At 70.5% G+C, this 24,003-nt stretch carries 22 protein-coding genes; 5 read left to right on the top strand and 17 right to left on the bottom strand.

Going from position 1 to position 24,003, the window contains the following annotated elements:
- Positions 1-8: 8 nt before the first annotated feature.
- Both VLG41_RS20270 and VLG41_RS20265 read right to left on the bottom strand, forming a co-directional pair.
- Positions 9-428 (bottom strand): RcnB family protein, encoded by a 420-nt coding sequence (locus tag VLG41_RS20270; RefSeq protein WP_325351195.1) that lies wholly within the window; start codon positions 426-428, stop codon positions 9-11.
- Between the two features lie 121 nt (positions 429-549).
- Positions 550-1,038: a TerB family tellurite resistance protein gene (locus tag VLG41_RS20265; protein ID WP_325351194.1), complete on the bottom strand. Its 489-nt coding sequence runs from the start codon at positions 1,036-1,038 to the stop codon at positions 550-552.
- Between the two features lie 210 nt (positions 1,039-1,248).
- Between VLG41_RS20265 and VLG41_RS20260 the strand changes: the two genes are divergently transcribed.
- Together VLG41_RS20260 and VLG41_RS20255 are read left to right on the top strand one after the other, a co-directional pair.
- On the top strand, positions 1,249-3,366 hold the full coding sequence (locus tag VLG41_RS20260; RefSeq protein ID WP_325351193.1) for an Ig-like domain-containing protein: 2,118 nt from the start codon (positions 1,249-1,251) through the stop codon (positions 3,364-3,366).
- A gap of 37 nt (positions 3,367-3,403) precedes the next feature.
- The gene (locus VLG41_RS20255) at positions 3,404-4,150 is read left to right on the top strand and encodes a tRNA-uridine aminocarboxypropyltransferase (protein ID WP_325351192.1); all 747 of its coding nucleotides are present in this window, start codon (positions 3,404-3,406) and stop codon (positions 4,148-4,150) included.
- On the opposite strand, the gene VLG41_RS20250 is transcribed toward VLG41_RS20255, so the two are convergent.
- Both VLG41_RS20250 and VLG41_RS20245 read right to left on the bottom strand, forming a co-directional pair.
- On the bottom strand, positions 4,147-5,001 hold the full coding sequence (locus tag VLG41_RS20250; RefSeq protein ID WP_325351191.1) for a hypothetical protein: 855 nt from the start codon (positions 4,999-5,001) through the stop codon (positions 4,147-4,149). The genes VLG41_RS20255 and VLG41_RS20250 overlap by 4 nt on opposite strands.
- Positions 4,992-5,948 carry an alpha/beta fold hydrolase gene (locus VLG41_RS20245; protein ID WP_325351190.1) on the bottom strand — a complete coding sequence of 319 codons (957 nt, stop codon included), beginning with the start codon at positions 5,946-5,948 and terminating at the stop codon, positions 4,992-4,994. The genes VLG41_RS20250 and VLG41_RS20245 overlap by 10 nt, the downstream gene beginning before the upstream one ends.
- A gap of 77 nt (positions 5,949-6,025) precedes the next feature.
- Between VLG41_RS20245 and VLG41_RS20240 the strand changes: the two genes are divergently transcribed.
- A complete protein-coding gene (locus tag VLG41_RS20240; RefSeq protein WP_325351189.1) occupies positions 6,026-6,766 on the top strand; it encodes an AraC family transcriptional regulator in 741 nt (246 codons plus the stop codon).
- A 23-nt stretch (positions 6,767-6,789) separates the two neighbouring features.
- Here the strand turns inward: VLG41_RS20240 and kdpE are convergent, their stop codons facing one another.
- Genes kdpE through kdpF form a run of 6 tightly spaced genes read right to left on the bottom strand, consistent with a single transcriptional unit; the run spans position 6,790 to position 14,708 of the window.
- The gene (kdpE, locus tag VLG41_RS20235; protein WP_325351188.1) at positions 6,790-7,482 is read right to left on the bottom strand and encodes a two-component system response regulator KdpE; all 693 of its coding nucleotides are present in this window, start codon (positions 7,480-7,482) and stop codon (positions 6,790-6,792) included.
- Positions 7,479-10,184, bottom strand: coding sequence for a DUF4118 domain-containing protein (locus tag VLG41_RS20230; protein WP_325351187.1), 2,706 nt, complete (start codon positions 10,182-10,184; stop codon positions 7,479-7,481). The genes kdpE and VLG41_RS20230 overlap by 4 nt, the downstream gene beginning before the upstream one ends.
- Before the next feature lie 10 nt (positions 10,185-10,194).
- The gene (kdpC, locus tag VLG41_RS20225) at positions 10,195-10,815 is read right to left on the bottom strand and encodes a potassium-transporting ATPase subunit KdpC (RefSeq protein WP_325351186.1); all 621 of its coding nucleotides are present in this window, start codon (positions 10,813-10,815) and stop codon (positions 10,195-10,197) included.
- A gap of 16 nt (positions 10,816-10,831) precedes the next feature.
- Entirely contained in the window at positions 10,832-12,898 is a 2,067-nt protein-coding gene (gene kdpB / locus VLG41_RS20220; RefSeq protein WP_325351185.1) for a potassium-transporting ATPase subunit KdpB, read from the bottom strand.
- 11 nt (positions 12,899-12,909) lie between these two features.
- The gene (gene kdpA / locus VLG41_RS20215) at positions 12,910-14,622 is read right to left on the bottom strand and encodes a potassium-transporting ATPase subunit KdpA (RefSeq protein WP_325351184.1); all 1,713 of its coding nucleotides are present in this window, start codon (positions 14,620-14,622) and stop codon (positions 12,910-12,912) included.
- Positions 14,619-14,708, bottom strand: coding sequence for a K(+)-transporting ATPase subunit F (gene kdpF, locus VLG41_RS20210; RefSeq protein WP_116960534.1), 90 nt, complete (start codon positions 14,706-14,708; stop codon positions 14,619-14,621). The genes kdpA and kdpF overlap by 4 nt, the downstream gene beginning before the upstream one ends.
- A gap of 176 nt (positions 14,709-14,884) precedes the next feature.
- On the opposite strand from kdpF, the gene VLG41_RS20205 reads away from it, so the two are divergent.
- Positions 14,885-15,355 carry a type III secretion system chaperone gene (locus VLG41_RS20205; RefSeq protein WP_325351183.1) on the top strand — a complete coding sequence of 157 codons (471 nt, stop codon included), beginning with the start codon at positions 14,885-14,887 and terminating at the stop codon, positions 15,353-15,355.
- Between the two features lie 29 nt (positions 15,356-15,384).
- Positions 15,385-17,508, top strand: coding sequence for a hypothetical protein (locus VLG41_RS20200; RefSeq protein WP_325351182.1), 2,124 nt, complete (start codon positions 15,385-15,387; stop codon positions 17,506-17,508).
- Here VLG41_RS20200 and VLG41_RS20195 read toward each other — a convergent pair.
- The 7 genes from VLG41_RS20195 to VLG41_RS20165 are packed head-to-tail and all read right to left on the bottom strand — an operon-like array spanning position 17,462 to position 23,871.
- Positions 17,462-18,547, bottom strand: coding sequence for a helix-turn-helix domain-containing protein (locus VLG41_RS20195; protein WP_414652522.1), 1,086 nt, complete (start codon positions 18,545-18,547; stop codon positions 17,462-17,464). The genes VLG41_RS20200 and VLG41_RS20195 overlap by 47 nt on opposite strands.
- 32 nt (positions 18,548-18,579) lie before the next feature.
- The gene (locus VLG41_RS20190; protein ID WP_325351180.1) at positions 18,580-19,254 is read right to left on the bottom strand and encodes a nucleotidyltransferase family protein; all 675 of its coding nucleotides are present in this window, start codon (positions 19,252-19,254) and stop codon (positions 18,580-18,582) included.
- 58 nt (positions 19,255-19,312) lie between these two features.
- Positions 19,313-20,350, bottom strand: a complete 1,038-nt coding sequence (locus VLG41_RS20185) for an XdhC family protein (RefSeq protein ID WP_325351179.1) — start codon at positions 20,348-20,350, stop codon at positions 19,313-19,315.
- A 9-nt stretch (positions 20,351-20,359) separates the two neighbouring features.
- Positions 20,360-20,956, bottom strand: a complete 597-nt coding sequence (locus tag VLG41_RS20180) for a carbon monoxide dehydrogenase subunit G (protein WP_325351178.1) — start codon at positions 20,954-20,956, stop codon at positions 20,360-20,362.
- Between the two features lie 28 nt (positions 20,957-20,984).
- The gene (locus tag VLG41_RS20175) at positions 20,985-22,160 is read right to left on the bottom strand and encodes a vWA domain-containing protein (RefSeq protein ID WP_325351177.1); all 1,176 of its coding nucleotides are present in this window, start codon (positions 22,158-22,160) and stop codon (positions 20,985-20,987) included.
- Positions 22,161-22,168: 8 nt separating this feature from the next.
- Complete coding sequence (locus tag VLG41_RS20170) at positions 22,169-23,080, bottom strand: MoxR family ATPase (protein ID WP_325351176.1); 912 nt, start codon at positions 23,078-23,080, stop codon at positions 22,169-22,171.
- The gene (locus tag VLG41_RS20165) at positions 23,080-23,871 is read right to left on the bottom strand and encodes a xanthine dehydrogenase family protein subunit M (protein WP_325351175.1); all 792 of its coding nucleotides are present in this window, start codon (positions 23,869-23,871) and stop codon (positions 23,080-23,082) included. Before VLG41_RS20165 ends, VLG41_RS20170 begins: the two co-directional genes overlap by 1 nt.
- Between the last annotated feature and the right edge of the window lie 132 nt (positions 23,872-24,003).

Raw genomic sequence — 24,003 nt, 5'->3', positions numbered from 1 at the left:
GGTGACGCTCAGTTGAGGATCGCGTGGGCGATCAGGCCGGTGGCGGCGGCGATCAGCAGGAATTCGCCATTGACCTGCACCCAGTGGTGGCCGCGCGGCGGCTGGTACAGGCGCGGGTGGTGTTGCACCACCACGTAGCGCCCGCCGCGGTATTCGCGCGGCAGGTACTGGCCGCGGTGCCAGCGCGGGCCGCGGTTGTCGTAGTAGTGGTGGCGGTTCACGACGTGCACGTCGCGGTGGACGTGGCGGTGCACGTCGCGGTGCACATGCCGCGGGCCGCGGTCGTAGACATGACGCTCGACGTGGCGCTCGACGCGGGGGCCGTCGTGGCGATGTCCGCGGCGGTGGTCGTCGCCAGCGAAGGAGGCCGTGCTCACGGCCAGTGTGGTGGCGGCGACGGCAATCGAGATCAACGAACGGGCTTTCATGGCTGTCTCCTTTCGGGAGGGGGTTGGTGAGCCTTCATCGTGCTCGGGCCATGTATCGCGCCGGTAAATGCGGCGCAGCGCCATCGCAAAGATCGTTGCCGGGCTTGTGTCGCGGGCCCGTTCAGGGCAGCTCGGCGTGCCCCGATGGCGGCCCCGAATGCTGCGCGTGCAGCTTGGCGGCGATGTATTCGCCGTGCGTGACGTGCAACAGCCCCGCCACCTTGCGGATGACGGCGTTCTCGTGCACGTCCAGGTGCGAATCGGCGTACGCCACCTCCCACATGGCCTCGACGATGGCCACCTTCTGGGCGTGAGTGAATCGTTCGTTCAGCAGGCTCGTGAAGCGCTGGTAGTCGTAGGCGGTGCGCGCGGTCTCGTGCGCCAGCTCGATCAGGCGCTGCAGCTCGTCGTCGCTGAGTTCGAACTTGCGGCGCAGGGCGCGCAGCACGGCGTCGTACTCCTCCTCGTGCACCTCGGGGGCGGCGCGCATCACCTCCACCAGCAGCACGGCGGTGGACAGGTGCAGGGTGTGGTTGTCGGGCGGGGTGTCGGCCGGCGACGACAGCTCGCCCGTGAGTTGTTCGATCAGATCCTTGATGCTTTTGAACATGAAACCTCCATGACAAGGATGGACCCGCCCGTTGGACGGAGGTTCCGGTGCCCGGCGCGTCGCCCACGCGACAAACCACGGTACGCCCGACTCAGGGAAAACGCCAGACCCTCTGGTGCGCACGGCGCGGCAGGCCTATAACCGCCGCTCGGAACAGCACCCCCGCCAGGCATTCGAGCCGCGTTCAGCGGCCCTCCCAGGAGACAAGCCATGACCCCGACTCGCCCGCGCCACCCGCGGCTGGCGTTCACGCTGGCCTTTTCCTTTGCCCTGTGGCCGCTGCTCGCGCAGGCCGATGGCGTGACCGTGCGCTACGACGCCGCTGCCTCGCCCTTCCCGAGCAACCGCTACACCGTGCCCGACTTCGGCAACGCCACGCTGCGCCGCGTGAACCTGCCCAAGCCCGACTGCGCCACCCACCCCAGCGACTGCGCCGACATCGACGTCATCAACACGCTGGACGGCTTCTCCACGCAGCCGCGCATCACCGTGCCCTTCACCGGCGACATCGACCCCGCGTCGGTGAACAGCGACAGCGTCTATCTCGTCAACCTGGGCGACGTGCTCACCCTGCGCGGCTTTGGCCAGAAGGTGGGCATCAACCAGGTGGTGTGGGACCCGGCGAGCAAGACCCTGGCTTTCGAATCGGACGAGCTGCTGCAGGAGCGCTCGCGCTACCTGCTGGTGGTCACCAACGCCGTGCGCGACGCCGGTGGCAAGAAGCTGAAGAACGCCGACTTCCTGGGCGGGCGCGACGCCCACCTGCGCGAGCTGCGCGACGCGCTGCCCATGGCGCGCGGCGGCGCGCGCGCGGTGGTGGCGGCCTCGCTGTTCACCACGCAGTCGGCCACGGGCGACCTGCTCAAGATCCAGCGCCGCATCAAGGCGGGCACACCCGCGCCGATGGACTTCATGGTGGGCAACGGCGGCGCCGTGCGCGCGGTGTTCCCCGTGTCCGGGCTGCAGGGCATCCAGTTCAGCCGCCAGACCGGCACGGCACCCACCTTCGCGGCGGGCTTCCTGCCCACGCCCGCGCTGCAGGTGGTGCCCGGCGCCGTGGGCCACGTGGCCTACGCGCGCTTCGACTCGCCCGAGTACCAGAACGCCGCCAAGGTGATCCCGCCGACGGACACCCTCACGGGTACGCCCCGCCCGCTGGGCAGCCAGGCGCTGACGGCCCAGTTCTTCCTGCCCGCCAGCCCGCGGCCGGCCGCCGGCTGGCCGGTGGCCATCTTCGGCCACGGCTTCACCGACAGCATGTACGGCGCGCCATGGACCGTGGCCTCGGTGCTGGCCTCACGCGGCATCGCCACGGTGTCGATCAACGTGGTGGGCCATGGCGGTGGGGCGCAGGGCTTTCTCACGGTGCTGCCCACGGCGGGGGCGCCAGTGCAGATCCCCGCCGGCGGGCGCGGCATCGACCAGGACGGCAACGGCAGCATCGACAGCACCGAGGGCGTGAACGCCGCCGCGCCGCAGACCATCGTCAGCAGCCGCGACGGCCTGCGCCAGACCGTCATCGACCTCATGCAACTGGTGCGCCAGGTGGAGGTGGGCGTCGACGTGGACGGCGACGGATCGCGCGACCTCGACCCCGCACGCATCTACTACGCGGGCCAGTCCTTCGGCGGCATCTACGGCACCATGCTGCTGGGGGTGGAACGCAACATCAAGGCCGGCGTGCCCAATGTGCCGGGCGGCTCCATCACCGAAATCGCGCGCCTCAGCCCGGCGTTTCGCATCCTCACCGGCCTGAGCCTGGCCACGCGCCAGCCGGTGCTGCTGAACCTGCCGCCCACGCCCGAGCGGCCGGTGCCGCTCAACTTCGACGAAAACCTGCCCCTGCGCGACCAGCCGCCGCTGGTGAACACCGTGCCGGGCGCCATGGCCATCGCCGAGCTGCTGGACCGCAACGAATGGGTGCAGCAGTCGGGCAACCCCGTGTCCTACGCCGAGCTGATCCGCCGCGACCCGCCCCCGGGCCACGCAGCCAAGCCCGTCATCGTGCAGTTCGCCAAGGGCGACGTGACCGTGCCCAACCCCACCAGCAGCGCCATCGTGCGCGCGGCCGGGCTCAAGGACCGCGTCACCTACTACCGCAACGACCTGGCCTACGCCGGCAATCCGGGCATCCCGAAGAACCCGCACACCTTCCTCACCAACATCGGTATCGCAGCGTCTGCGCCGCTGGCGGTGGCGGCGCAGACGCAGATCGCGGTGTTCTTCGCCAGCCACGGCGCGACGGTGATCGACCCCGACGGCGGCGGGCCATTGTTCGAGGTGCCGATCCAGGGTGACTTGCCTGAGGGCCTGAACTTCATCCCCTGACGGAAGGCGGCGCGGGCGGCGGTACAGTCGCCGCCTCATGTCCCACGCCGTTTCCCGCCTGCGCGCCGCGCGCATGGCCGCCAGTGTCAAGCCCTTCGTGGCGCGCGGCGGCGCAGCCATCCGATGCGAACGTTGCCGTCTCTTGCAGGCCTACTGCGTTTGCGATCTGCAGCCTCACGCGGACACGCGCGCCGGCGTCTGCCTGCTCATGGGCGACACCGAATCGCTCAAGCCCAGCAACACCGGCTGGCTCATTGCCGACGTGGTGGCGGACACCTGGGCCTTCGGCTGGTCGCGCACCGTCATCGATCCCGCGCTCATCGCCTTGCTCAACGACCCGCAATGGCAGCCTTGTGTGGTGTTCCCGGGTGAGTTCGTGGAGCCCTCGCGGCTCATCGCCACGCCGCCGCCGGTCGAACCCGCCACGGCCGGCGCACCCGCGCGCCGACCGCTGTTCGTGCTGCTCGACGGCACCTGGTCCGAGGCGCGCAAGATGTTCAACAAGAGCCGCTACCTCGACCCGTTTCCGGTGCTGAGCCTGCACCCGGAGCAGACCTCCAACTACCGCCTGCGCCGCGCCGCGCGCGCCGACCACTTCTGCACCGCCGAGGTGGCGGCCCTGTGCCTGGCACTGGCGGGCGAGCCGCGCGCGGCCGAGGCACTGTCGGCCTGGCTCGACGTGTTCACCGAGCATTACCTCAAGGGCAAACAGAACCAGCCGGTGGACCGTGAAGGCCCGGCGCACGCGCGGCTGCGCGCCCTCGCGCCCGGCGCGGCCCGCTAGCCGCAGCGCACCAGCGCGTGGCCGCCGGGCGCGGCCACGCCGCTGTGCCGCTCCAGCACCTCGGCCGGCGGGCCTGTGTCCTTGGAGCCGGCCTCGGCCCCCGCGCGCAGGCGCACCACCTCCCCAGGCTTCAGGCGCAGGGTGTCCGGTGCGGTGGCCACCCAGACCGGCGCGTACCAGTCGCCACCGTCCAGCACCTTGAGCTGGCAGCCCAGGCGCAGCACGCGGCCAGCGGCGAGGTCGCTGTCGCGCAGCGCGTCCAGCCGGCGCAGGCCGGCCTCGGCGAAGTCGAAGGCCCAGGCCGGCACCGGGCCGCGCAAGGCCACGCGCCAGCGCCCGGACGGCGCGTCCGGCACCTGGCAGCGCGTGCCGGGGCGGGGCCCCAGGGCCGCGGCACCGGCATCCCCCAACACTGTGGCGGTGCTCTCGTAGACGCCATGCAAGCGCGCGGGCACGCTGCCGTCGGGGGCCGGCCAGGCCGCGCGCAGTTCGCGCACGTCCGCCACGCTGCCGCTGGGCAGGCGCACGCCGGGCGGCAGCAGCACCGTCATCGTGTGCCAGCGCATGCCCGAGGGCTGCGCTCCATCGGGCACGCCGCACTCGCCTTCGACCAGCCGGCCCTCGTCGAGCTCGCGCCGCGTCACGCCGGCGCGCAGCGCCGCGTACAGCTCGGGGTGGCCATCGCGCACGGCGTGGCGGTCCTTCACCACGTCCAGCACCTGGGCCTGCGTCTGGCTGCCGGCGCGGGGCGCGGTTTCGCAGGCGGCCAGGGCGGCGCACAAGGCCAGCGCCAGCAAGCGCCAGGCCGCCGGGGTTCGGGCGCGGGCTGGCGTGAAGGGGGTCAGGCGCATCGGGTCATCCATCGGTGGCGTTGCAGGAAGGGGCGGTAGCGCAGCGCCACGGCCAGCGGGTCCTCCATCATCGGCAAATGTCCCAGGCGGTCCAGCACCTGGATGTCCGCGTCGGGACGGTGCCAGCGCAGCGTGCGCGCGCCCGACACGTGGAACACCCGGTCGCGCCGGCCCCACAGCGCCAGCAGCGGCGCGCGCACCCGCGCAAGGCGCGCCTCCAGCAGGTGGCGGTCGGCCAGGTGCTCCTGCCAGAGGCGGTGGTTCGACGGCGCCTGCCGGATCGCTTCCTCGCGCGCCACGCGCAGGATGGGCCAAGGCAGCCAGGGCCGCTGCGCGAACAAGCGCGCGAGCAGGGCGTCGAATTCCGCCGGGTCGTGCGCGATCAGCGGGGTCTGCCCCGCGTCGATCAGGCGGTCGGCCTCGCTGGCTTGCGGCGAGCGCAGGCCATGCGGCGCGCCGATGAAGGCCAGCGAGGCCACGCGCCCGGGGTATTCGCCGGCCAGCAGGGCGCCCAGCGCGCCACCCATGGAGCTGCCCGCCACGTGCGCGCGCTGCAGGCCGATCGCGTCCATGAAGGCGCGCAGGCGCTCCACCTGCTCGGCGTAGCCATAACGCTGGTCATCGTGCCGCTCGCTCTCGCCGTAGCCGGGCAGGTCGGGCACGATCACGCGGTGGTGCGGCGTCAGCCGCCGCGCCAGATCGACCCAGTGGTCCTTCTCCGCGAAGATGCCGTGCAGCAAGAGCACCGGCTCGCCACGCCCGCCGTCCAGATAATGCAGCGCGTGCCCGGCCACGCGCACCTGGCGCTCGCCCAGGCCCGCCAGCCGGCGGTTCATGTTCACCAGTGGAGCCTTGAGCAGATGGGACAGGCCCTTGCCTGCAGCGTTGATCAACCCGGCCTGCGGGGCCAGGCCCAGCGCCCAATGGTGGGCGGTACGAATCGACACCTCGTTCTCCTGTCGTGTGGGTGGATGGAGCCGCCAAGGTACCGGCCGGGGCCGCGCGCGTCTTGGAGGTTTGGGCTGTGTTGACGGGTAACGCGCTCACCTTGTGCGCCGACAAGGCGCTCTACCTGGGCGAGATCCCCGCCACCGGCTGGCACCGCCACGCCGCGCCGGTGCTGCTGCTGGGCTTGTCGGGGCGGTTTCGCCTGCTGTTGCCGGGCGGGCGCGGCGAGACCTGCCACAGCGCCTTGATCGACGCTGGCGTGGAGCACGTCTTCGACCCGCAGGGTGAGCGCGTCGCGCTGATGTACCTGGAACCCGACGCGCCGGAGGTGCGGCGCCTGCGGCCGGTGTTCGCGCGCCAGGGCCCGGTGATCGGCGAGCCGGTGCCCCGCGCCGTGAGCCGCTGGCACACCGAACAGCGCCTGCACAGCTTCGACCTGCCCGCGCTGCTGGGGCGCCAGGGCCTGCCCGAGCTGCAGCCGGTGGACCCGCGCGTGCTGCGCGGCCTGCAGCGCCTGCGCGAAGCGGGCGAGGGCGTGCCCGACCGCGACGCGCTGGCGCGCGCGGTGCACCTGTCGGCCTCGCGCTTCAACCACCTGTTCAGCGACGAACTGGGTGTGAGCTTTCGCAGCTACCGCGTGTGGACCCAGGTGCGCCGGGCCATGGCGGCCTACCGGCCCGACGGCAGCCTCACCGAGGCCGCGCTGGACGGCGCCTTCGCCGACTCGGCCCACTTCAGCCGCATGTTCCGCCACACCTTCGGCATGACGCCGTCCAGCGTGCTGCGTCCGCTGCGCGCGGTGAACCTGCTCGGGTGAGCGCGCCTGCTCAGGGCGCGTTCTCAGGGCACGAAGCGGTAGCCGATGCCGGTTTCCGTGAGCAGGTGCTTCGGCATCGCCGGGTGCTGCTCGATCTTCTTGCGCAGGTTGGCCATGTGCACGCGCACGTAGTGCGTGTCCTCGCGGTGGCCGGGGCCCCACACGGCCTGCAGCAGTTGCGCGTGGGTGATCACGCGCTCGGGCTGGCTGGCCAGGTGGGTGAGCAGCTTGTATTCGATGGGCGTGAGCCGCAGCGGCTCGCCCGCGCGCTGCACCTGGTGGCGCGCCAGGTCGACGACCACCTCGCCAAAGCGGATGAGCGATTCCCCGGCGGGCGTCTGCGCCCGGTGGCGGCGCAACTGCGCGCGCACGCGCGCCATCAGTTCGCCCGAGCCGAAGGGCTTGACGAGGTAGTCGTCGGCGCCCGCATCCAGCGCCTCGATCTTGCTGGCCTCGGCGCTGCGCGCCGACAGCACGATCACGGGCACCGCCGACCACTGGCGCAGGTCGCGGATCAGGTCCACGCCGTCGCCGTCGGGCAGGCCCAGGTCCAGCACCACCAGGTCGGGGCGGCGCGTGCCGGCCTCGATCAGGCCGCGCTGCAAGGTGGCGGCCTCGTGCACCTCGTGGCCCTCGGCCTGCAGGGTGAGCCGCACGAAGCGGCGGATATCGGCCTCGTCTTCGACGACCAGGATCTGGGGCGCGTGGGAGGTCATTCCGGCGAATTGTCCTCGGGCGGCGTGCCGCGCGGCAGGGTGATCTCGATGCGCGCGCCTTCCACGCGGCCTTCGCGTTCGCGGTTGCGGCCTTCGATGCGCCCGCCATGCGCTTGCACGATGGCGCGGCCGATGGCCAGGCCCAGGCCCACGCCGGGCGTGGCACTTTCGCGCGCGCCGCGCTCGAACTTCTCGAACACGCGCGCCTCCTGGCCGCGCGGCAGGCCCGGGCCGTGGTCGTCCACGCACAGGCGCACCGACTCGGCGTCGGCGACGGCCCACAGGCGGATGGCCGAGCCCGCCGGGGTGTACTTGGCGGCGTTCTCCAGCAGGTTCACCAGCACGCGCTCCATGAGCACGGCGTCGAACCGCAGCAGCGGCAGATCGGCCGGCAGGTGCACGTCGATCGCGCGGCCGTGCAGCGCGTCGCCGCACGCGGCCAGCGCGCTGCCCACCACCTCTTCCAGCGGCTGCCAGGCGCGCTGCAGGGGCACCGCGCCGGCCTGCAGGCGCGCCATGTCCAGCAGGTTGGTCACCAGCGCCGCCATGCGCCGCGCCGACTGCGCGATGGCCTCGGCCAGTTCGGCCTGCGCGGGCGCCAGCGGCGGCGGTGTCAGGCGCAAGGCGTCGCCCAGGCCCACCAGCGAGGCCAGCGGCGTGCGCAGGTCGTGCGAGATGGCGGCCAGCAGCGAGTTGCGCAGACGCTCCGATTCGATCTGCACCGTGCTGTGCTGCGCCACCTCGATGTAGTGGATGCGTTCGAGCGAGATGGCCAGCAGCGAGGCGCAGGCCCCCAGCGCCCGGCGCTGCTCGGTGTCCAGCGCCCGCGCCGCGCCGGGCTCGAGCACCAGTGCGCCGCGCGTGCGCATCGGCGCCTTCAGCGGCACCACCAGCGTGGCGCTGGCGGGCAGGGTGTCGGTGCCGCGGCCTGCCGGCTCGCCGCGCTCGAAAGCCCACTGCGCCACCGCCAGGTCCACCGGCGCCTGCCCACCGGGCAGGGCCTGCAGGCGGTCGTTGGCATCGGCAGCCAGCAGGGTGCTGCGCATGCCGAACTCGGCCTGCACGAAGCGCGCGCCGATGTCGGCCACCTGCTCGGGCAGCAGCGCGGCGGACAGGTCGCGCGACATGTCGTGCAGCGCGCGCACGCGCCGCTCGCGCCGCGTGGCGGCATCGGCCTGCTGGCGCAGCACGGCGGTGAGCTGGCCGATGGCCAGCGCCACCACCAGCATCACGGCGAAGGTGACGAGGTACTCCACGTCGCTCACCGCCAATGTGAAGCGCGGCGGCACGAAGAAGAAGTCGAACAGCGCCACGCCCAGGAAGGCCGCCAGCACCGCCGGCCCGCGGCCGAAGCGCAGCGCGATGGCCACGACCACGAGCAGGAAGATCATCACGATGTTGCTGAGCTCCAGCACCGGGATGAGTGGCGTGGCCAGCATGGCCGTGGCCGCGCAGGCCACGGTGGCGGCCAGGTAGCCGGGCCAGCGCCGCCCTGGCGCTGCCTCGTCGGCCGCGCGGGCGGGTTCGCCGCGCTCGCGCCCCGCCGGTGGCTCGGCGACGTGCAGCAGCTCCAGCTCGCCCGCCTGCGCGGCGATGCGCTCGGCCATCGGCCGGGCCCAGGGCCAGGCGCGGCGCGATCGGCCCAGCACCAGGCGCGTGAGGTTGTGCTCGCGCGCGTGGCGCACCAGCGCGCGTGCCGGGTCGCGGTCGCTGAAGCTGCTCACGCTCGCGCCCAGCGATTCGGCCAGGTCCAGCGCCTTCTGCGTGGCCGCGCCGGGCTCGTGGGAGAGCGCCTGCACGTGCACCGCGTGCCAGGGCACGTCGAGCTGCGCGGCCATGCGTGCGGCGCTGCGCACCACCTTCTCGGCCGCCGCGCCGGGGCCGACGCAGGCCAGCAGCGATTCGCGGTTGGGCCATACGGGGCGCACCGCGCCGGCCTGGCGGAAGGCGCGCACCTCCTCGTCCACGCGGTCGGCGGTGCGGCGCAGGGCCAGCTCGCGCAGGGCGAGCAGGTTGCCCTTGCGAAAGAAGTTCGCGGCGGCGCGTTCGGCGCGCTGGTCATCGCCACCCGCTTCGCGGGTGGGCAGGTAGACCTTGCCGCTGTGCAGACGCTCCAGCAGTTCGTCGGGCGGCAAGTCCACCACCACCACCTCGTCGGCGCCGTCGAACAGGCGGTCGGGCACGGTCTCCCACACGCGGATGCCGGTGATGCCGCTGACCACGTCGTTCAGGCTCTCGAGGTGCTGCACGTTCATCGTGGACCACACGTCGATGCCGGTGGCCAGCAGTTCCTCGGCGTCCTGCCAGCGCTTGGGGTGGCGCGAACCCGGCGCGTTGCTGTGCGCGAGCTCGTCGAGCAGCACCAGGGCGCCCGGGTTGGCGGCACCGAAGGCCAGCGCCGCGTCGATGTCGAATTCGCGCAGGGTGTGGCCCTTGTGCAGGACCTCGCGCAGCGGCAGGCGCTGCAGACCCTGTGTCAGCGCCTGCGTCTCGGGCCGGCCGTGGGTTTCCACCACGCCGATGGCCACCGGCAGTCCTTCGGCCTGGGCAGCGCGAGCGGCCGACAGCATGGCGTAGGTCTTGCCCACGCCCGCCGAGGCGCCGAAGAAGATCTTCAGCCGCCCGCGCCGCGCCCGGTCCTCGTCGGCCTGCACCTGCGCGAGCAGGATGTCGGGATCGGGGCGCTGCGTGGCGTCGTTCATGGCGCCCGCATCATCTCACCGGCGTCGCGGCGGCATCCATCGCGAGGTTGAGTTCCAGCACGTTCACGCGCGGCTCGCCCAGGCCGGGCACCAGCGGGCGCTGGGCCTGGCGTTCCACCAGTGCCCGCACGCCGTCCGCCGCCAGGCCCCGCGCGCGGGCCACGCGATCGATCTGGTACCGCGCCGCCGCCAGGCTGATGTGCGGGTCCAGCCCGCTGCCCGAGGCCGTGACCAGGTCCACCGGCACGGGCGCGGTGTTGCCAGGGTCGGCCGCGCGCAGCGCCGCGAGGCGTTCCCGCACGGCGGTGTGCAGCGGCTCGCTGGTGGGGCCCAGGTTGGAGCCACCCGACGCCGCGGCGTTGTACGGCACGGGCCCGGTCGCCGAAGGGCGGCCCCAGAAGTAGCGCGGCTCGGTGAAGGTCTGGCCGATGAGTGCGGAGCCGACGGCTTGGCCATCGCGTTCGATCAGGCTGCCGTTGGCCTGCCGCGGGAACAGGGCCTGCGCCGCGCCAGTGATCAGCAAGGGGTAGAGCAGGCCGGTGACCACGCTGAGCAGCAGGAACAGCAGCACGGCGGCGCGCAGCATCGTGCCCAGGCCTTCGCGCGGGGTGGGGGTGTCGTCGCTTGTCATGGGAACTCCTGTGGGGTCAGGCCAGGCCCAGGCCCGCGATCACGAGATCGATGGCCTTGATGCCGAGGAAGGGAACGATCACGCCGCCCAAGCCGTAGATCGCCAGGTTGCGCCGCAGCAGCGCGCCCGCGCCCACGGCGCGGTAGCGCACGCCGCGCAGCGCCACGGGGATCAGCGCCACGATGACCAGCGCGTTGAACACCACCGCCGAGACGATGGCCGAGGCCGGGCTGGCGAGCTGCATCACGTTGAGCGCCTGCAGCTGCGGGTAGGTGGTGACGAAAGCCGCCGGCACGATGGCGAAGTACTTCGCCACGTCGTTGGCGATGCTGAAGGTGGTCAGCGCGCCGCGCGTCATCAGCAACTGCTTGCCGGTCTCCACGATCTCGATCAGCTTGGTGGGGTTGCTGTCGAGGTCGACCATGTTGCCGGCCTCCTTGGCGGCTTGCGTGCCGGTGTTCATGGCCACGGCCACGTCGGCCTGGGCCAGGGCGGGCGCGTCGTTGGTGCCGTCGCCTGTCATGGCCACCAGGCGACCGCGCGCCTGGTGCTCGCGGATGAGTGCGAGCTTGGCCTCGGGCGTGGCCTCGGCCAGGAAGTCGTCCACGCCGGCCTCGGCGGCGATGGCCGCCGCCGTGAGCCGGTTGTCGCCCGTCACCATCACGGTCTCGATGCCCATGCGGCGCAGTTCGGCGAAGCGCTCCTTGATGCCGCCTTTGACGATGTCTTTCAGCTCCACCACGCCGAGCACGCGTGCGTTGTCGGCCACCACCAGCGGTGTGCTGCCACACCGCGCGACATCGTCCACCAGGGTTTGCACGGTGGCGGGCCACACGCCGCTGAGCGATTCGACGTGGCGGCGGATCGCGTCGGCCGCGCCCTTGCGTATCTGGCGGCCCTCGGCCAGGTCGACGCCGCTCATGCGCGTCTGCGCCGTGAAGGCCACGAAGTGCGCGCCCATCGATTGCATCTCGCGCTCGCGAAGCTGGTGGCGCTGCTTGGCCAGCACCACGATGCTGCGGCCTTCGGGTGTTTCGTCGGCCAGCGAGGCGAGCTGCGCGGCGTCGGCCAGTTCGCGCTCGTTCACACCCGGCGCCGGCAGAAAGGCGGCGGCCTGCCGGTTGCCCAGCGTGATGGTGCCGGTCTTGTCGAGCAGCAGCACGTCCACGTCGCCAGCCGCCTCCACCGCGCGGCCCGAGGTGGCGATCACGTTGGCCTGCATCAAGCGGCTCATGCCCGCCACGCCGATGGCGGACAGCAGCCCGGCAATGGTGGTGGGGATCAGGCACACCAGCAACGCCACCAGCACCACCAGGCCCACGGGCTCGCCCACGCCACCGGCCTGCGCGCTGAAGGTGGAAAAGGGCAGCAGCGTCACCACCACGCCCAGGAACACGATGGTCAGCGCCACCAGCAGGATGGTCAGTGCGATCTCGTTCGGCGTCTTCTGGCGCCGCGCGTTCTCCACCATCGCGATCATGCGGTCCACGAAGGTCTCGCCGGGGTTCACGCTCACACGCACCACCACCGCGTCCGACAGCACGCGCGTGCCGCCGGTGACGGCCGAGAAATCGCCGCCCGATTCGCGGATCACCGGGGCCGATTCGCCCGTGATCGCGCTCTCGTCCACCGAGGCCACGCCGTCGATCACCTCGCCGTCGGCGGGCACCGTGTCGCCGGCCTCGATCAGCACCACGTCGCCCTTGCGCAGCGACTCGGCTTCGATCGGCAGCCAGCGCATGGCCGTGCGCGGCGTGCCGGGCTTGAACGCGCCATCTAGCTTCTTCGCCCAGGTCTTGCGTTTCAGGCCACGCAGGCTCGCCGCCTGCGCCTGGCTGCGGCCTTCGGCCAGCGCCTCGGCGAAGTTGGCGAACAGCACCGTGAACCACAGCCACAGCGACACGGCGAGCGTGAAGCCGTCGGGCCGCGTGAACCACAGAGCCGTGGTGAAGGCGCTGCCCACGTAGACGACGAACATCACGGGGTTGCGGACCTGCGCGCGCGGATCGAGCTTGCGCAGCGCGCCGATCAGGGCCGGCCGCAGCTGGGCCGGATCGAACAGGGAAAGGCTTTGTCTGGTCATGGTCGGGCGCCTCATTTCGCCCACAGCATCAGGTGCTCGACGACCGGGCCCAAGGCCAGCGCGGGCACGTAGTTGAGCAAGCCCACCAGCAGCACGGTGCCCACCAGCAGACCGACGAACAGCGGGCCGTGCGTGGGCAGGCTGCCCGCGCTTGCCTCGGCGCGCGGCTTGGCCGCGAAGGAGCCGGCCAGCGCCAGCACCGGCAGGATCACGCCGAAGCGGCCCACCGCCATGGCGATGGCCAGCAGCAGGTTGTAGAAGGGGGTGTTGGCCGACAGGCCCGCGAAAGCGCTGCCGTTGTTGTTGGCGGCCGAGGAGAAGGCGTACAGCACCTCGGTGAACCCGTGCGGTCCCGCATCCTGAATGCCCGCGCGGCCGGCCTCGGTCATCACCGCCGCGGCCGTGCCCAGCAGCACCAGCAGCGGCGTGACCAGGATCGCGACCGAGACCATCTGCATCTCGAAGGGCTCGATCTTCTTGCCCAGGTAAGCCGGTGTGCGGCCGATCATCAGACCTGCCACGAAGACCGCCAACAGCGCGAACACCAGCATGCCGTACAGGCCCGAGCCCACGCCGCCGAACACCACCTCGCCCAGTTGCATCAGCGCGGTGGGCACCATGCCGCCCAGCGGCGTGAAGCTGTCGTGCATGGCGTTCACCGCACCGCAACTGGCGGCCGTGGTGATCACCGCGAACAGTGAGGACGCCGCGATGCCGAAGCGCACCTCCTTGCCCTCCATGTTGCCGCCCGACTGCAGGGCGCTCGCGGCCTGGTCGGCGCCGAGCGCGGCCAGGGCCGGGCTGCCCTGCTGCTCGAAGCTGGTGGCGGCCACCACGGCGGCCACGAAGATCAGCGTCATGCTGGCGAGCACCGCCCAGCCCTGGCGGCGATCACCCACCACGCGGCCGAAGGTGAAGCACAGCGCGGCCGGGATCGCGAAGATCGCGAGCATCTGCAGCGCGTTGCTCCACTCGCTCGGGTTCTCGAACGGGTGCGCCGAGTTGGCGTTGAAGAAGCCGCCCCCGTTGGTGCCCAGCATCTTGATGGCCAGTTGCGAAGCCGTGGGCCCCATGGCCAGCGTTTGATCGCCCACGCCTGGCTGCAGTGGCGTGAGCGTGAGGTAGGGCGAGAGGTTCTGCACCACGCCCAGGCCCACGAAGGCCAGCGCCAGCAGCACCGACAGCGGCAGCAGCACCCACAGCGTGATGCGCGTGAGGTCCACCCACACGTTGCCCACGGCGCGTGCCGAGTGCCGCGCGAAGCCGCGCATCAGCGCCACCACCACCACGATGCCCGTGGCCGCCGACAGGAAGTTCTGCACCGTCAGGCCCAGCATCTGCGTCAGGTAGCTCATGGTGGTCTCGCCGCCATAACCCTGCCAGTTGGTGTTGGTGACGAAGCTGACGGCCGTGTTGAAGGCCGAGTCCACCGCCACCGCGCCGAAGCCTTGCGGGTTGAACGGCAGCGCGCCTTGCAGCAGTTGCAGCGCGAACACGGCGACCACGCCCAGCGCGTTGAACACCAGCAGGCCGCGCGCATACGGCCACCAGCCGGTCTCCGCCTGTGGCCGGGTGCCGAGCAGGCGCCACAGCGGGGCCTCGATGCGGTGGCCAAGCGCGAAGCCGCCATCCATGACCGTGTGCATCCAGCGCCCCAATGGCCAGGCCAGGGCGAGCAGGGCGGCGAGCAAGAGCGCCAGCAGGCTCCAGGCAGCGGCGCTCATGAGAAATCCTCCGGTCGCGCGAGAACGGCCACGAGGTAGGCAAACAGCCCGGCCGCCAACAGGGCGGCGAGCGTCACGAAGTCCATGGGAACCCCCGAAGTGAAGACCTCGGTGAGCGTAGGCAGCGGCCCGTCAAGACGGGCGCAAGACTTCGGGGGCGGGTGTCAAGAAGGCATCAAGACCGCCGTTGCGCGATGCGATGGCCTAGTCCTGGAACAAGCACGGTGGGCAAGCCACCCAGCCTCAACTTCATGCGACCCCCATGCCCACCCTGAACACCGCCGAAGACGCCGCGCGCCTGCTGAAGCAGGCTCAGGAACGCATCGGCGAGCGGGTGCGCTTCGTCGAAACGGAGCCACACCACTGGTGTGCCATGTTCAAGGACGGCGGTTTCTATCAGCTCGAGTGGTCAGAGGCCTGGGCCCGGCTCGTGCTGATCGCTGACTTGGGCGACCCGCCGTTGCAGGACGAATGCGCGGCCTTGAATCTTGCGCTGTCCTACAACGCCCATTGGCGCCAAGTGGGCAACCTGCGCATGGCGCGCCAGGGCAAGGGCGGCGCATTGGTGCTGATTGGTGAGCTGGACCCCGGGCACGACGAGCCCGAGGGCGCCTGTGCCGCGCTGCTGCATTTCGAACGACTGCGGCGCTGGTGGGGCCAAGCCCTCACCCATGTCGACGATGACTTGTCTGAACCGCCCCTGCCGCCGAGCCGGCTGCTTGAGCGGATCTGATTTTTTTGCTTTCAAGAAGAGGAGTGACCATGGGCAATTTTTTCTCGAATCTGCTTGCGCCTAAAGCCAGCCACAAAGAGTTTGTCAAGTTCGTTGCGGACTCGCAGGCGCTCATGCAGCAAGCGGAAGCGTTGAAGAAGGACGGTGGTACCAACAACCGGACTCACGTGTTTAAGCACGGAGGAAAGTCGCATCTCAGCAAGGTCAATCAACCCACAACACCCTCGCGTCGCGACCATGTCGAGATGTTCAAGAGGTATGAGGGCTTCCTGAAAACGGAAAAAGCAAAACGCCTGTACGGTGAGCCCTTCGTGGAGCAGGCCTTGAACGGACTCAGGAACATCAGAAAGGGGAACAAGCGCTTTGAGGTGGAACTGCTGCATTGCGTTGACGGCTTCGTGGACCCCGCTGCCTACAAGACGATGTGGCGGGAACGTAGCGAAACCGCCACCCTGTTCTGCCACAACATGGACGCCGTGAATGCCCTGGCGGAGCAAGGCTTCACCCAACCAAAAAAGGGGGTGCGCCTCGCCTTCGCCCAAGACGCGAAGCGGAACGTGGAGACGGCCCACCAACAAGCGGTTGACAGTGCCAAGCTGTTCCAACGCACTTGCTTGCCTGTTGCAAATGCCGAATCGGTGAGCCCGACGCAGACCGAGTTGGCCAACTGGTTGAACAAGGCGTTCGCCGCACATTCTGAACTGAAGGAGTTTCGCGCGAGCTCGTTCGTGGATGCGCTGTTCGGGTCCTATCCGAACAAGATCACGGAATTGAACAGGGAACTGGACGATCTGTATGCGCAGTTGCATGCAGGCCACCACGACTCGGCTCTGTTGACCCAGATTTCCAACGTCGGGCAGCAGCTAGCCGCTTGCATTGAAAACTACCTTCGCAAGCTGGCCTTGGTCGGTCAACTTCTCGCCGACAAGTTTCCGTGGAAAGAGGCGCCCTTTGGCTCCATCGGGATCGCCGTGGCTTCTGGTCACGATCTGAACCGGTTGGCCCAGGCGTACCTGGCGAATGGCAGCCCGATGATGGAGATGCATTGCTTTGCGACCAAGGCGCAGGCGCAGGTGTTCGGGATTCTCCATGACGGCAAGCCCGCGCCCCACCCGACTTGGCAAGAGGCTGTTGAGAAAACCAGCGATGCCGCCCGACACCATCTCGATCGCGTCATGCGCCAACTTAAATCTGCGGTAAGTGCGAGTGCTCGGACACCCGAGCAGGAACGTCTCATTGCCTGGTGGAAAGACGCGTTCGAAGAGTACCCGCACATTTCGTTCTTGCAAGGCACCGGGCTGGACACGGCGTTGAATTTTCGATGGAACGACTTGAGTGAGCTTGAGGGGGAGCTGAAGGGGTTGATGGCGCTTCGCCGAAATGGCGTCTCTGACGAGAAGATTGACAGAGACATCGAGCGCGTCAGTTCTCAATTGATTGCGTCGATCGATCGCCATCTGAAAGTCATCGATAACTTGCGTCGCCTCCTGTTGGCGGGGGCCGACGACAAAGCGTTGACGCCTGCCCAGCGCAAGTTGCTGGCCAGCGCCAGCCAAGTCGTGCAGCGCTTGCTTCAGCGACTCACCGTGCCCGACGGGCCGCTGATGGCGCTTCGTCGATATGCCCTGGACAAGGAGACCGAGACCCCTGCTTCGACGCCCCTGCCCACAACGAGCCGTCGACCGACGTCGAATGACTCTTCATCAAACCTTGGCGTTTCATTCGCGCCAGGCGGACAGGAAGCCACTCAACAAATGCCTCGCCAATCACTCGTCCGGCCTCGCCACGATCGAGAAGGCTCAGACACGGGTTTCATGACCGCCATGCAGGAGGCGACAACCGTCGAGCAACTGGATGAGCTTCTCGCCGGTTGGTCGTCTAAAGATGTCTCAGAGTCGGACGTCCTCCCCAGCGCTGAGGCGGCCGATCCGACACAGTTGACCGACAAGGAGTTCAAGAATCTGCTGGATATCGATTCGCTTGATGTTTCAGAGAAAGCTCAGCGCAAGCTCACTTCTGTTCGAAACAAAGAGATCGAGAGTTCATTCCAGGCAGTTAGTGATTTGGTCGACGAACTGTTTGGCGATATGGCTGATGTTGCGGCCCTCAACGCCCCCGCGCCCCCAACTTCCGATAAATCGTCGCCCGACTGATCCCCAGCGCCCGCGCGGCCTCCTGCACATTGCCGCGCGCGTCGTCCACCGCCTTGCGGATGGCGGCGGTCTCCAGGTCCTTCAGCGGCACGGCCTGCGACACCGCGTTGCGGTCCAGTTGGGCCAGCACCTGCAGCCGCAGGCCCGACCACAACGGCAGCTCCAGCGCGCCGCCGTGCGCCGCTGCCGTGTCGAACAGCGACTCGATCGGCGCCGCGAGGTGCAGGCTGGCGTGGCCGGCGGGTGAGCCCGGTGCCACGCCCAGCATGTCGGCGGCCGGGCGGTTCAGGCCGGTGATGTTCCCGTCCGCGTCCAGGCCGATCAGGCCGTCGCTGTCGTCGCCCAGCACGCGGCCGGGCCAGTTCATACGCAGCAGCAGGTGGTGGGGCCGCGCCAGCGCCAGCGCGTTCTCGATGCTGCGCGCCGACTGCGACACCAGGTGCTTGAGCGCGGGCTGCTCCGCCACGTTCACGCCGGTCAGGTCCAGCATGCCCACGCATTGGCCGTCCGGGTCCCAGATGGGCGCGCCCGCACAGCTGTAGACGCTGGTGGCATCGAAGAAGTGTTCGCCCCGGTGCAGCCACACCGGTTGCAGGTCGGTCAGGGCCATGCCGATGGCGGTGGTGCCCACGGCGCGTTCCGACAGGTCCACCCCCACGCGCGCGATGCGCGCCACGCTCGGGTCGTGCCGGTCGATGGGGCCGTTGACGTCGATGACCACGCCCTGCGCGTCGGTGAGGATGGCGAAGTAGCGCGTGTGCGCCATGGCGCGCGCCAGCGAGCGGATCACGGGCGCGGCGGCCCGCAGCAGCGGCTGGCTGGCCTCCAGCGCGCGGTGCGCCTGGGCGCTGCTCACGGGGTCGAACGTGACCTCGCGCCGGGGCTCCAGGCCCAGTTGCAGGCAGCGCCGCCAGGAGCGCGCCACCCATGGGGCCAGCCGCGGCCCGGCGTCGGGGTTGCGCGCCTCCAGCACGGCGTGGCGCGCCTGCGCGATCAGGGCCAGGCGGTCGGTGGGCGAAGCGGCTGGGCTGATGGGCATGGGGCGCATTGAATCAGCCTGCCGCGGGTCGATCAAGCCTTGTTCATGCCGCAGTGCGGCAAAGCCTGGGGGGCGGGCAAGTCAACGCGCCAACCGGTGGCTTGTGCGAGGCGTGGCAGGTCCTCGGGCCTGTCCAGGTCGCGTACGTGCGCCTCGTCCGATGTGTTCCACAACGCGACAGCCTCGGGCTGGCGCTGGCGCCAGGCGCGCAGGCCGCCGCTCTGGTTGCGCAGCAGCGCGCAGGCCAGGCCGTCGAGCACGGCCGGGTGTCCGGGCTCTCCGTTCACCTGCGGCACCAGCACGTGGCGCCCGCGCTCGCGCGCGTCGAAGGCGTTCATGGCCGCCAGGATCTGCGGCGCGCCGAGCAGGGGCAGGTCGCCCAGCAGCACCAGCAGGCGCTCGGGCATGGACGTGAGGCTGCGCAGGCCCACGCGCAGCGAGTCGGCGGGTTCCTCGCCCGGCTCTGGGTTGCGCAGCAGCACGGGCCGTCGCTGGGACGGCAGGGTGGCCACGTGCGCGGCGACGGCCTCGGCGTGGTGGCCCACGACCAGGCGAACGTCTTGCACGTCCGCCTCGGCCAGCGCGTCCAGCAGCCGCTCCAGCAGCGTGCGCCCGTCCACGCGGATGAGGCACTTGGGCACGCCGCCCAGGCGGCTGCCCGCGCCGGCCACCAGCACCAGCGCCATGGTGTTGCTCCACGGTCTCATCGGAAAGCCTCCCCTACTTGCGCATCGGTGCCAGCGCCCGCTGGCGGCCGTGCGCCGCTCACGTTTCTTCGCGCACGAAACAGACCGCCGCCGCGTCGTTCGGCGCCACGTCCAACTGGTCCTTGGCCGGGCCCACCGCCAGGTCGCGCGGCAGCGGCACGCCGTTCTTCACCGCCAGCACCTCGGCCATCACGCTCACGGCGATTTCGGCCGGCGTCTTGCTGCCGATGTAGATGCCGATGGGCCCGCGCAGCTTCGCCAGGCTTTCCTCGGTCTGGTCGAAGTGCTCGATCAGCCGCGCGTGCCGCGCCATCTGGTTGCGCCGCGAGCCGATGGCGCCGATGTAGAAGGCTTCGGTCTCCAGCGCCTCCAGCAGCGCCAGGTCGTCCAGCTTGGGGTCGTGCGTGAGCGCCACGATGGCCGTGCGCCGGTCGGCGCGAAAGCCGCGCACCACGTCGTCGGGCATCTCGGTCGTCAGCGTCACGCCGGGCACCTGCCAGGCGCCCCGGTACTCCTCGCGCGGGTCGCACACCGTCACCGAAAAGCCGCTGAACAGCGCCATGGTGGCCAGGTACTCGGTGAGCTGGCCGGCGCCGATCATGAGCAGGCGGTACTCGGGTCCGAAGGCGTTGTGCAGCGCGCCGCCGTGCTCGCGCAGGGCCTCGGGTTGGGCGATGTCGGTGAGCGTGACGCGGCCCGTGGCGATGTCCGTGCTGCGCTGGACCATGCGGCCCGCGCTCAGGCGCTCCACCAGGTCGCCCAGCGTGGCGGCGTCGGGGTTGAATTCCAGCAGCAGCTCCAGCGTGCCGCCGCAGGGCAGGCCGAAGCGGTGGGCCTCGTCGGCGCTGACGCCGTACTTGGTCTTCTGCGGCGGGCCGTCTTCCAGCTTGTCGCGGAAGCGGTGGATCAGGTCGTCCTCGATGCAGCCGCCCGAGACGGAGCCGACCACGGCGCCGCCCTCGCACAGCGCCATGATGGAGCCCACCGGGCGCGGCGAGCTGCCCCAGGTGCGGGTGACGGTCGCCAGCAGCGTGGCCTTGCCCGCGCGCCGCCAGTCCAGCAGCGTGCGCAGCACGAAAAGGTCGAGGTTTTCCATGGTGGGCGATCAGCCCCAGGCGAGGCTGAAAAAAATGATGAGCGCAATGATGAATGTGCCGCCAAAGGCCAGCGCCGGCCAGGCCCATTCGGGCCAGGGGCCCGACGGCCCGCCCGCCACGGCGGGCACCGGCACCGCGGCACGCGCGGCCGCGGCCTCGGGGTGGCGGCGCAGCAATTCTTCCTCGAACCGGCGGAAGAAGTCGTCGGCCATGGATTTGGCCGCACCGTCGATGAGGCGTTGTCCCAACTGGGCGATCTTGCCACCCACGGTGGACTTCACGGTGTAGGTCAGTTCCGTGCCGCCGGGCGCGGGCTCCAGCGTGACCTTGGAGTGGCCCTTGCCAAAGCCGGCCACGCCGCCCTGGGCCTCGAAGCCCAGTTCGTAGCTGCGCGGCGGCGTGATCTCGCTGAGTTGCACGCGCCCCGAGAACTTGGCCGACACGGGGCCGATCTTGATGGCCGCGCCCACGGCGTAGGCGTCGTCGCCCAGCGGCTCGAACTTGTCGCAACCCGGCACGCAGGCCTTGAGCACGGCCGGGTCGTTGAGGGCTTCCCAGGCCTGCACCTGGTTGACGGGGAGGATGCGGTGGCCTTCCATGTCCATGGGGTTCTCCTTCTTGGGTTTTTCAGATTCAGCGGCCGCGCAACAGTTCGGCCAGGGCGTGGGCGAGCTGCTGCAGGTGCTCCAGGTTGTGCACGGCCAGCATGCCGTGCGCGTGGCGGTGCAGCACGCTCGCGCCTTGCGCCAGCGGCTCATACCCTGCGTAGCGCAGCAGCGGGTTGAGCCACAGAACCTGGCGGCTGTGGCGCCGCAGCCAGAGCAACTCGGCGTCCAGTTGCGCCGGGTCGCCGGTGTCCAGCCCGTCGGTGATGAGCAGCACCACCGTGCGCCGGCCCACCAGGCAGCGCGCGTGCTTCTCCCGCAATTCGGCAAGCGACGTGCCCAGGCGCGTGCCCCCCGCGAAATCCGCGATGGCGGCGTTGCTCAGCGTCAGCATGGTGTCGGCGTCGCTGTGCTTCCAGGCTCCGCGCAGGTCGGTAAGGCGCGTGCCGAAGGCGAAGGCCGAGCGCGGCACGCCGCGCGTGGCCTGGTGCAGAAACGCCAGCAGCAGCCGCGCGTAGCGCTCCATGGAGCCCGACACGTCCACCAGCACCAGCAGCGGCAGCGGCTCGCGGCGGCGCTGGCGGCGCGGCGGGGCGATCAGCTCGCCGTCGTGCCGGCGCGCCTGCTGCAGCGCGCGGCCCCAGTGGATGCGGTGGCCGCGTTGCCCTGGCCGGTCGCGCCGGCTCGGCACCTCGGGCAAGGGCAGGGCGATGTCGCGCGCCAGGGTTTCGACCAGGCGGAACTCGCTCGCCGACAGCCCCGCGAAATCCGCGTGGCGCAGGCGCTGCAGGTCGCTGGCCGTCATGGCGGCGTCGAAGCGCAGCTCGGTCTCGCTCGGGGCGCGCTGCTTGGCCACGGCACCGGCCACGGTCAGCGCTTCCTGCGCGCGCGCGCTGCGCGCCGCCGGCTTGGCGGTGGGCGACTTGGGCAGCATCTGCGACAGCAGTTGCTTTTCCAGCTCCGGGTTGCGAAAGAACGCCGCGAAGAGCTCGTCGAACACTTCGACGTCCTGCGGCCGGCTCACCAGCACCGCGCCCAGCGCGGCCTGCAGGTCGTCGCGCCGCTCCACGCCCACCAGTTGCGTGGCCGCGATGGCGCTGGCGATGCGCGCGCTGTCCACCGGCACGCCGGCGCGGCGCAGGGCGCGGCCGAAGGCGGTGATCTGGTCGGGGAATTTCCCCGTTCGCGCGTCGCCGAGTTGCATGGCGATCCTCAGACTTCCGGTTGCAGCAACTGATCGATCATCGGCAACAGCGCGGCCACGTCCTCGCGCTGCTTGAACAGAATGCCCGCCGTGTCCTGAATCACCTCCGGGTCCAGCGTCAGCGTGTCCAGCGCCACCAGGGCCTTGGCCCATTCCACGCTTTCGGCGATGCCGGGGCTGCGCTGGAAGGCGTTGCTGAAGGGCTGCGCGCGCAGCCGCTCCACGAAGCGCGCTATCTGCTCGGTGAGCGCCGTGCTGGCCTGCGGCACCTGGCTGCGCACGATGGCGAGTTCGCGCTCGCGCTCCGGGTGGTCCAGCCACTGGTACAGGCAGCGGCGCTTCACCGCGTCGTTCAGGTCGCGCGTGCGGTTGCTCGTCAGGATGGTGAGCGGCGCGGCCATCGCGGTGATGGTCCCCAGCTCGGGAATGCTCACCTGGTATTCGCCCAGGTACTCCAGCAGAAAGGCCTCGAAGGGTTCGTCCGCGCGGTCCACCTCGTCGATCAGCAGCACCGCGCCGGGTGGCGGCGTCTGCAGCGCCTGCAGCAGCGGGCGGCGGATCAGGTAGCGCTCCTGGTACACCTCACGCTCGATCTGCTCGGGCGTGGCCGTGTTCTGCGCCGCGCGCATGTGCAGCAACTGCGCGGTGTGGTTCCACTCGTACAGCGCCTCGCGCTGCTCCATGCCGTCGTAGCACTGCAGGCGCAGCAGCGGGCGCCCCAGCACGCGCGACAAGGCCTTGGCCAGTTCGGTCTTGCCCACGCCGGGCTCGCCCTCCAGCAGCAGCGGGCGCTGCAGGCGCATGGCCAGGAACACGGCCGTGGCCAGCGCGCGCGGGGCGTGGTAGCCCACGCCGCGCAGCGCGGCCAGCAAGCCGTCGATGTCGCGCGGTTCGCTTGAAACGGCGGTGGGCTCGGGCATCAGCCGTTGGCCGCAGCCACCGCGCGCTGCGTCTGCACGCGGATGAGCTGCGCGCGGTACTCGGCGCTGGCGTGCAGGTCGCTGTTGAGCTGGCCCGCGTCGATCGCCACGCCCTGCGCGGCCTCGGGCGTGAAGCTCTTGGTGAGCGCCGCCTCCAGCCCCGCGAGGCGGAACACGCCGTTGCCCGCGCCGGTGATGGCCACGCGCGCGCCGCCGTCGGTGAGGGCCACGAACACGCCCACCAGCGCGAAGCGCGAGGCCGGCTGGCGGAACTTGGCATAGGCCGCCTTCTTCGGCACGGGAAAGCGGATCGCGGTGATCAGCTCGCCGCTGTCCAGCGCGGTGCTGTACATGCCCTGGAAGAAGTCGTCGGCCTTGATCTCGCGCTTGTCCGTGACGATGGTGGCGCCCAGCGCCAGCACCGCGCTGGGGTAACACGCGGCCGGGTCGTTGTTGGCCACCGACCCGCCCAGTGTGCCCATGGCGCGCACCTGCCGGTCGCCGATCTGCCCGGCCAGCGCCGCCAGCGCGGGGATCGAGGACTTCACGTCCGCGCTGTTGGCCACTTCTTCGTGGCGCGTCATGGCGCCGATGACGAGGCTGTTGCCCTCGCGGCGGATGCCGCGCAGCTCAGCCACACCGCCCAGGTCCACCAGCGCGCCGGGCTGCGCCAGGCGTTGTTTGAGCGAGGCGATCAGCGTCTGCCCGCCCGCCAGCGCCTGCGCGCCGCCGCCGGCCAGCCGCTTCGCGTCGGCCAGGGTCTTGGGTTGTTCAAGGGTGAAGGCGTACATGGTCTTGTCTCCTTGAATGAATCACTGCTTCGCCGATTGAATGGCCTGCCACACGCGCGAAGGCGAGGCCGGCATGTCGATGTCCTTCACGCCCAGCGGCGCCAGGGCGTCCAGCACGGCGTTGATGACCGC

It is taken from the genome of Hydrogenophaga sp., from assembly GCF_035481345.1.
In the GTDB taxonomy this organism is placed as follows: Bacteria; Pseudomonadota; Gammaproteobacteria; order Burkholderiales; family Burkholderiaceae_C; genus Hydrogenophaga.
The sequence above is the reverse complement of the archived record's forward strand: the minus strand, read 5'-3'. Positions and strand labels throughout refer to the sequence as shown.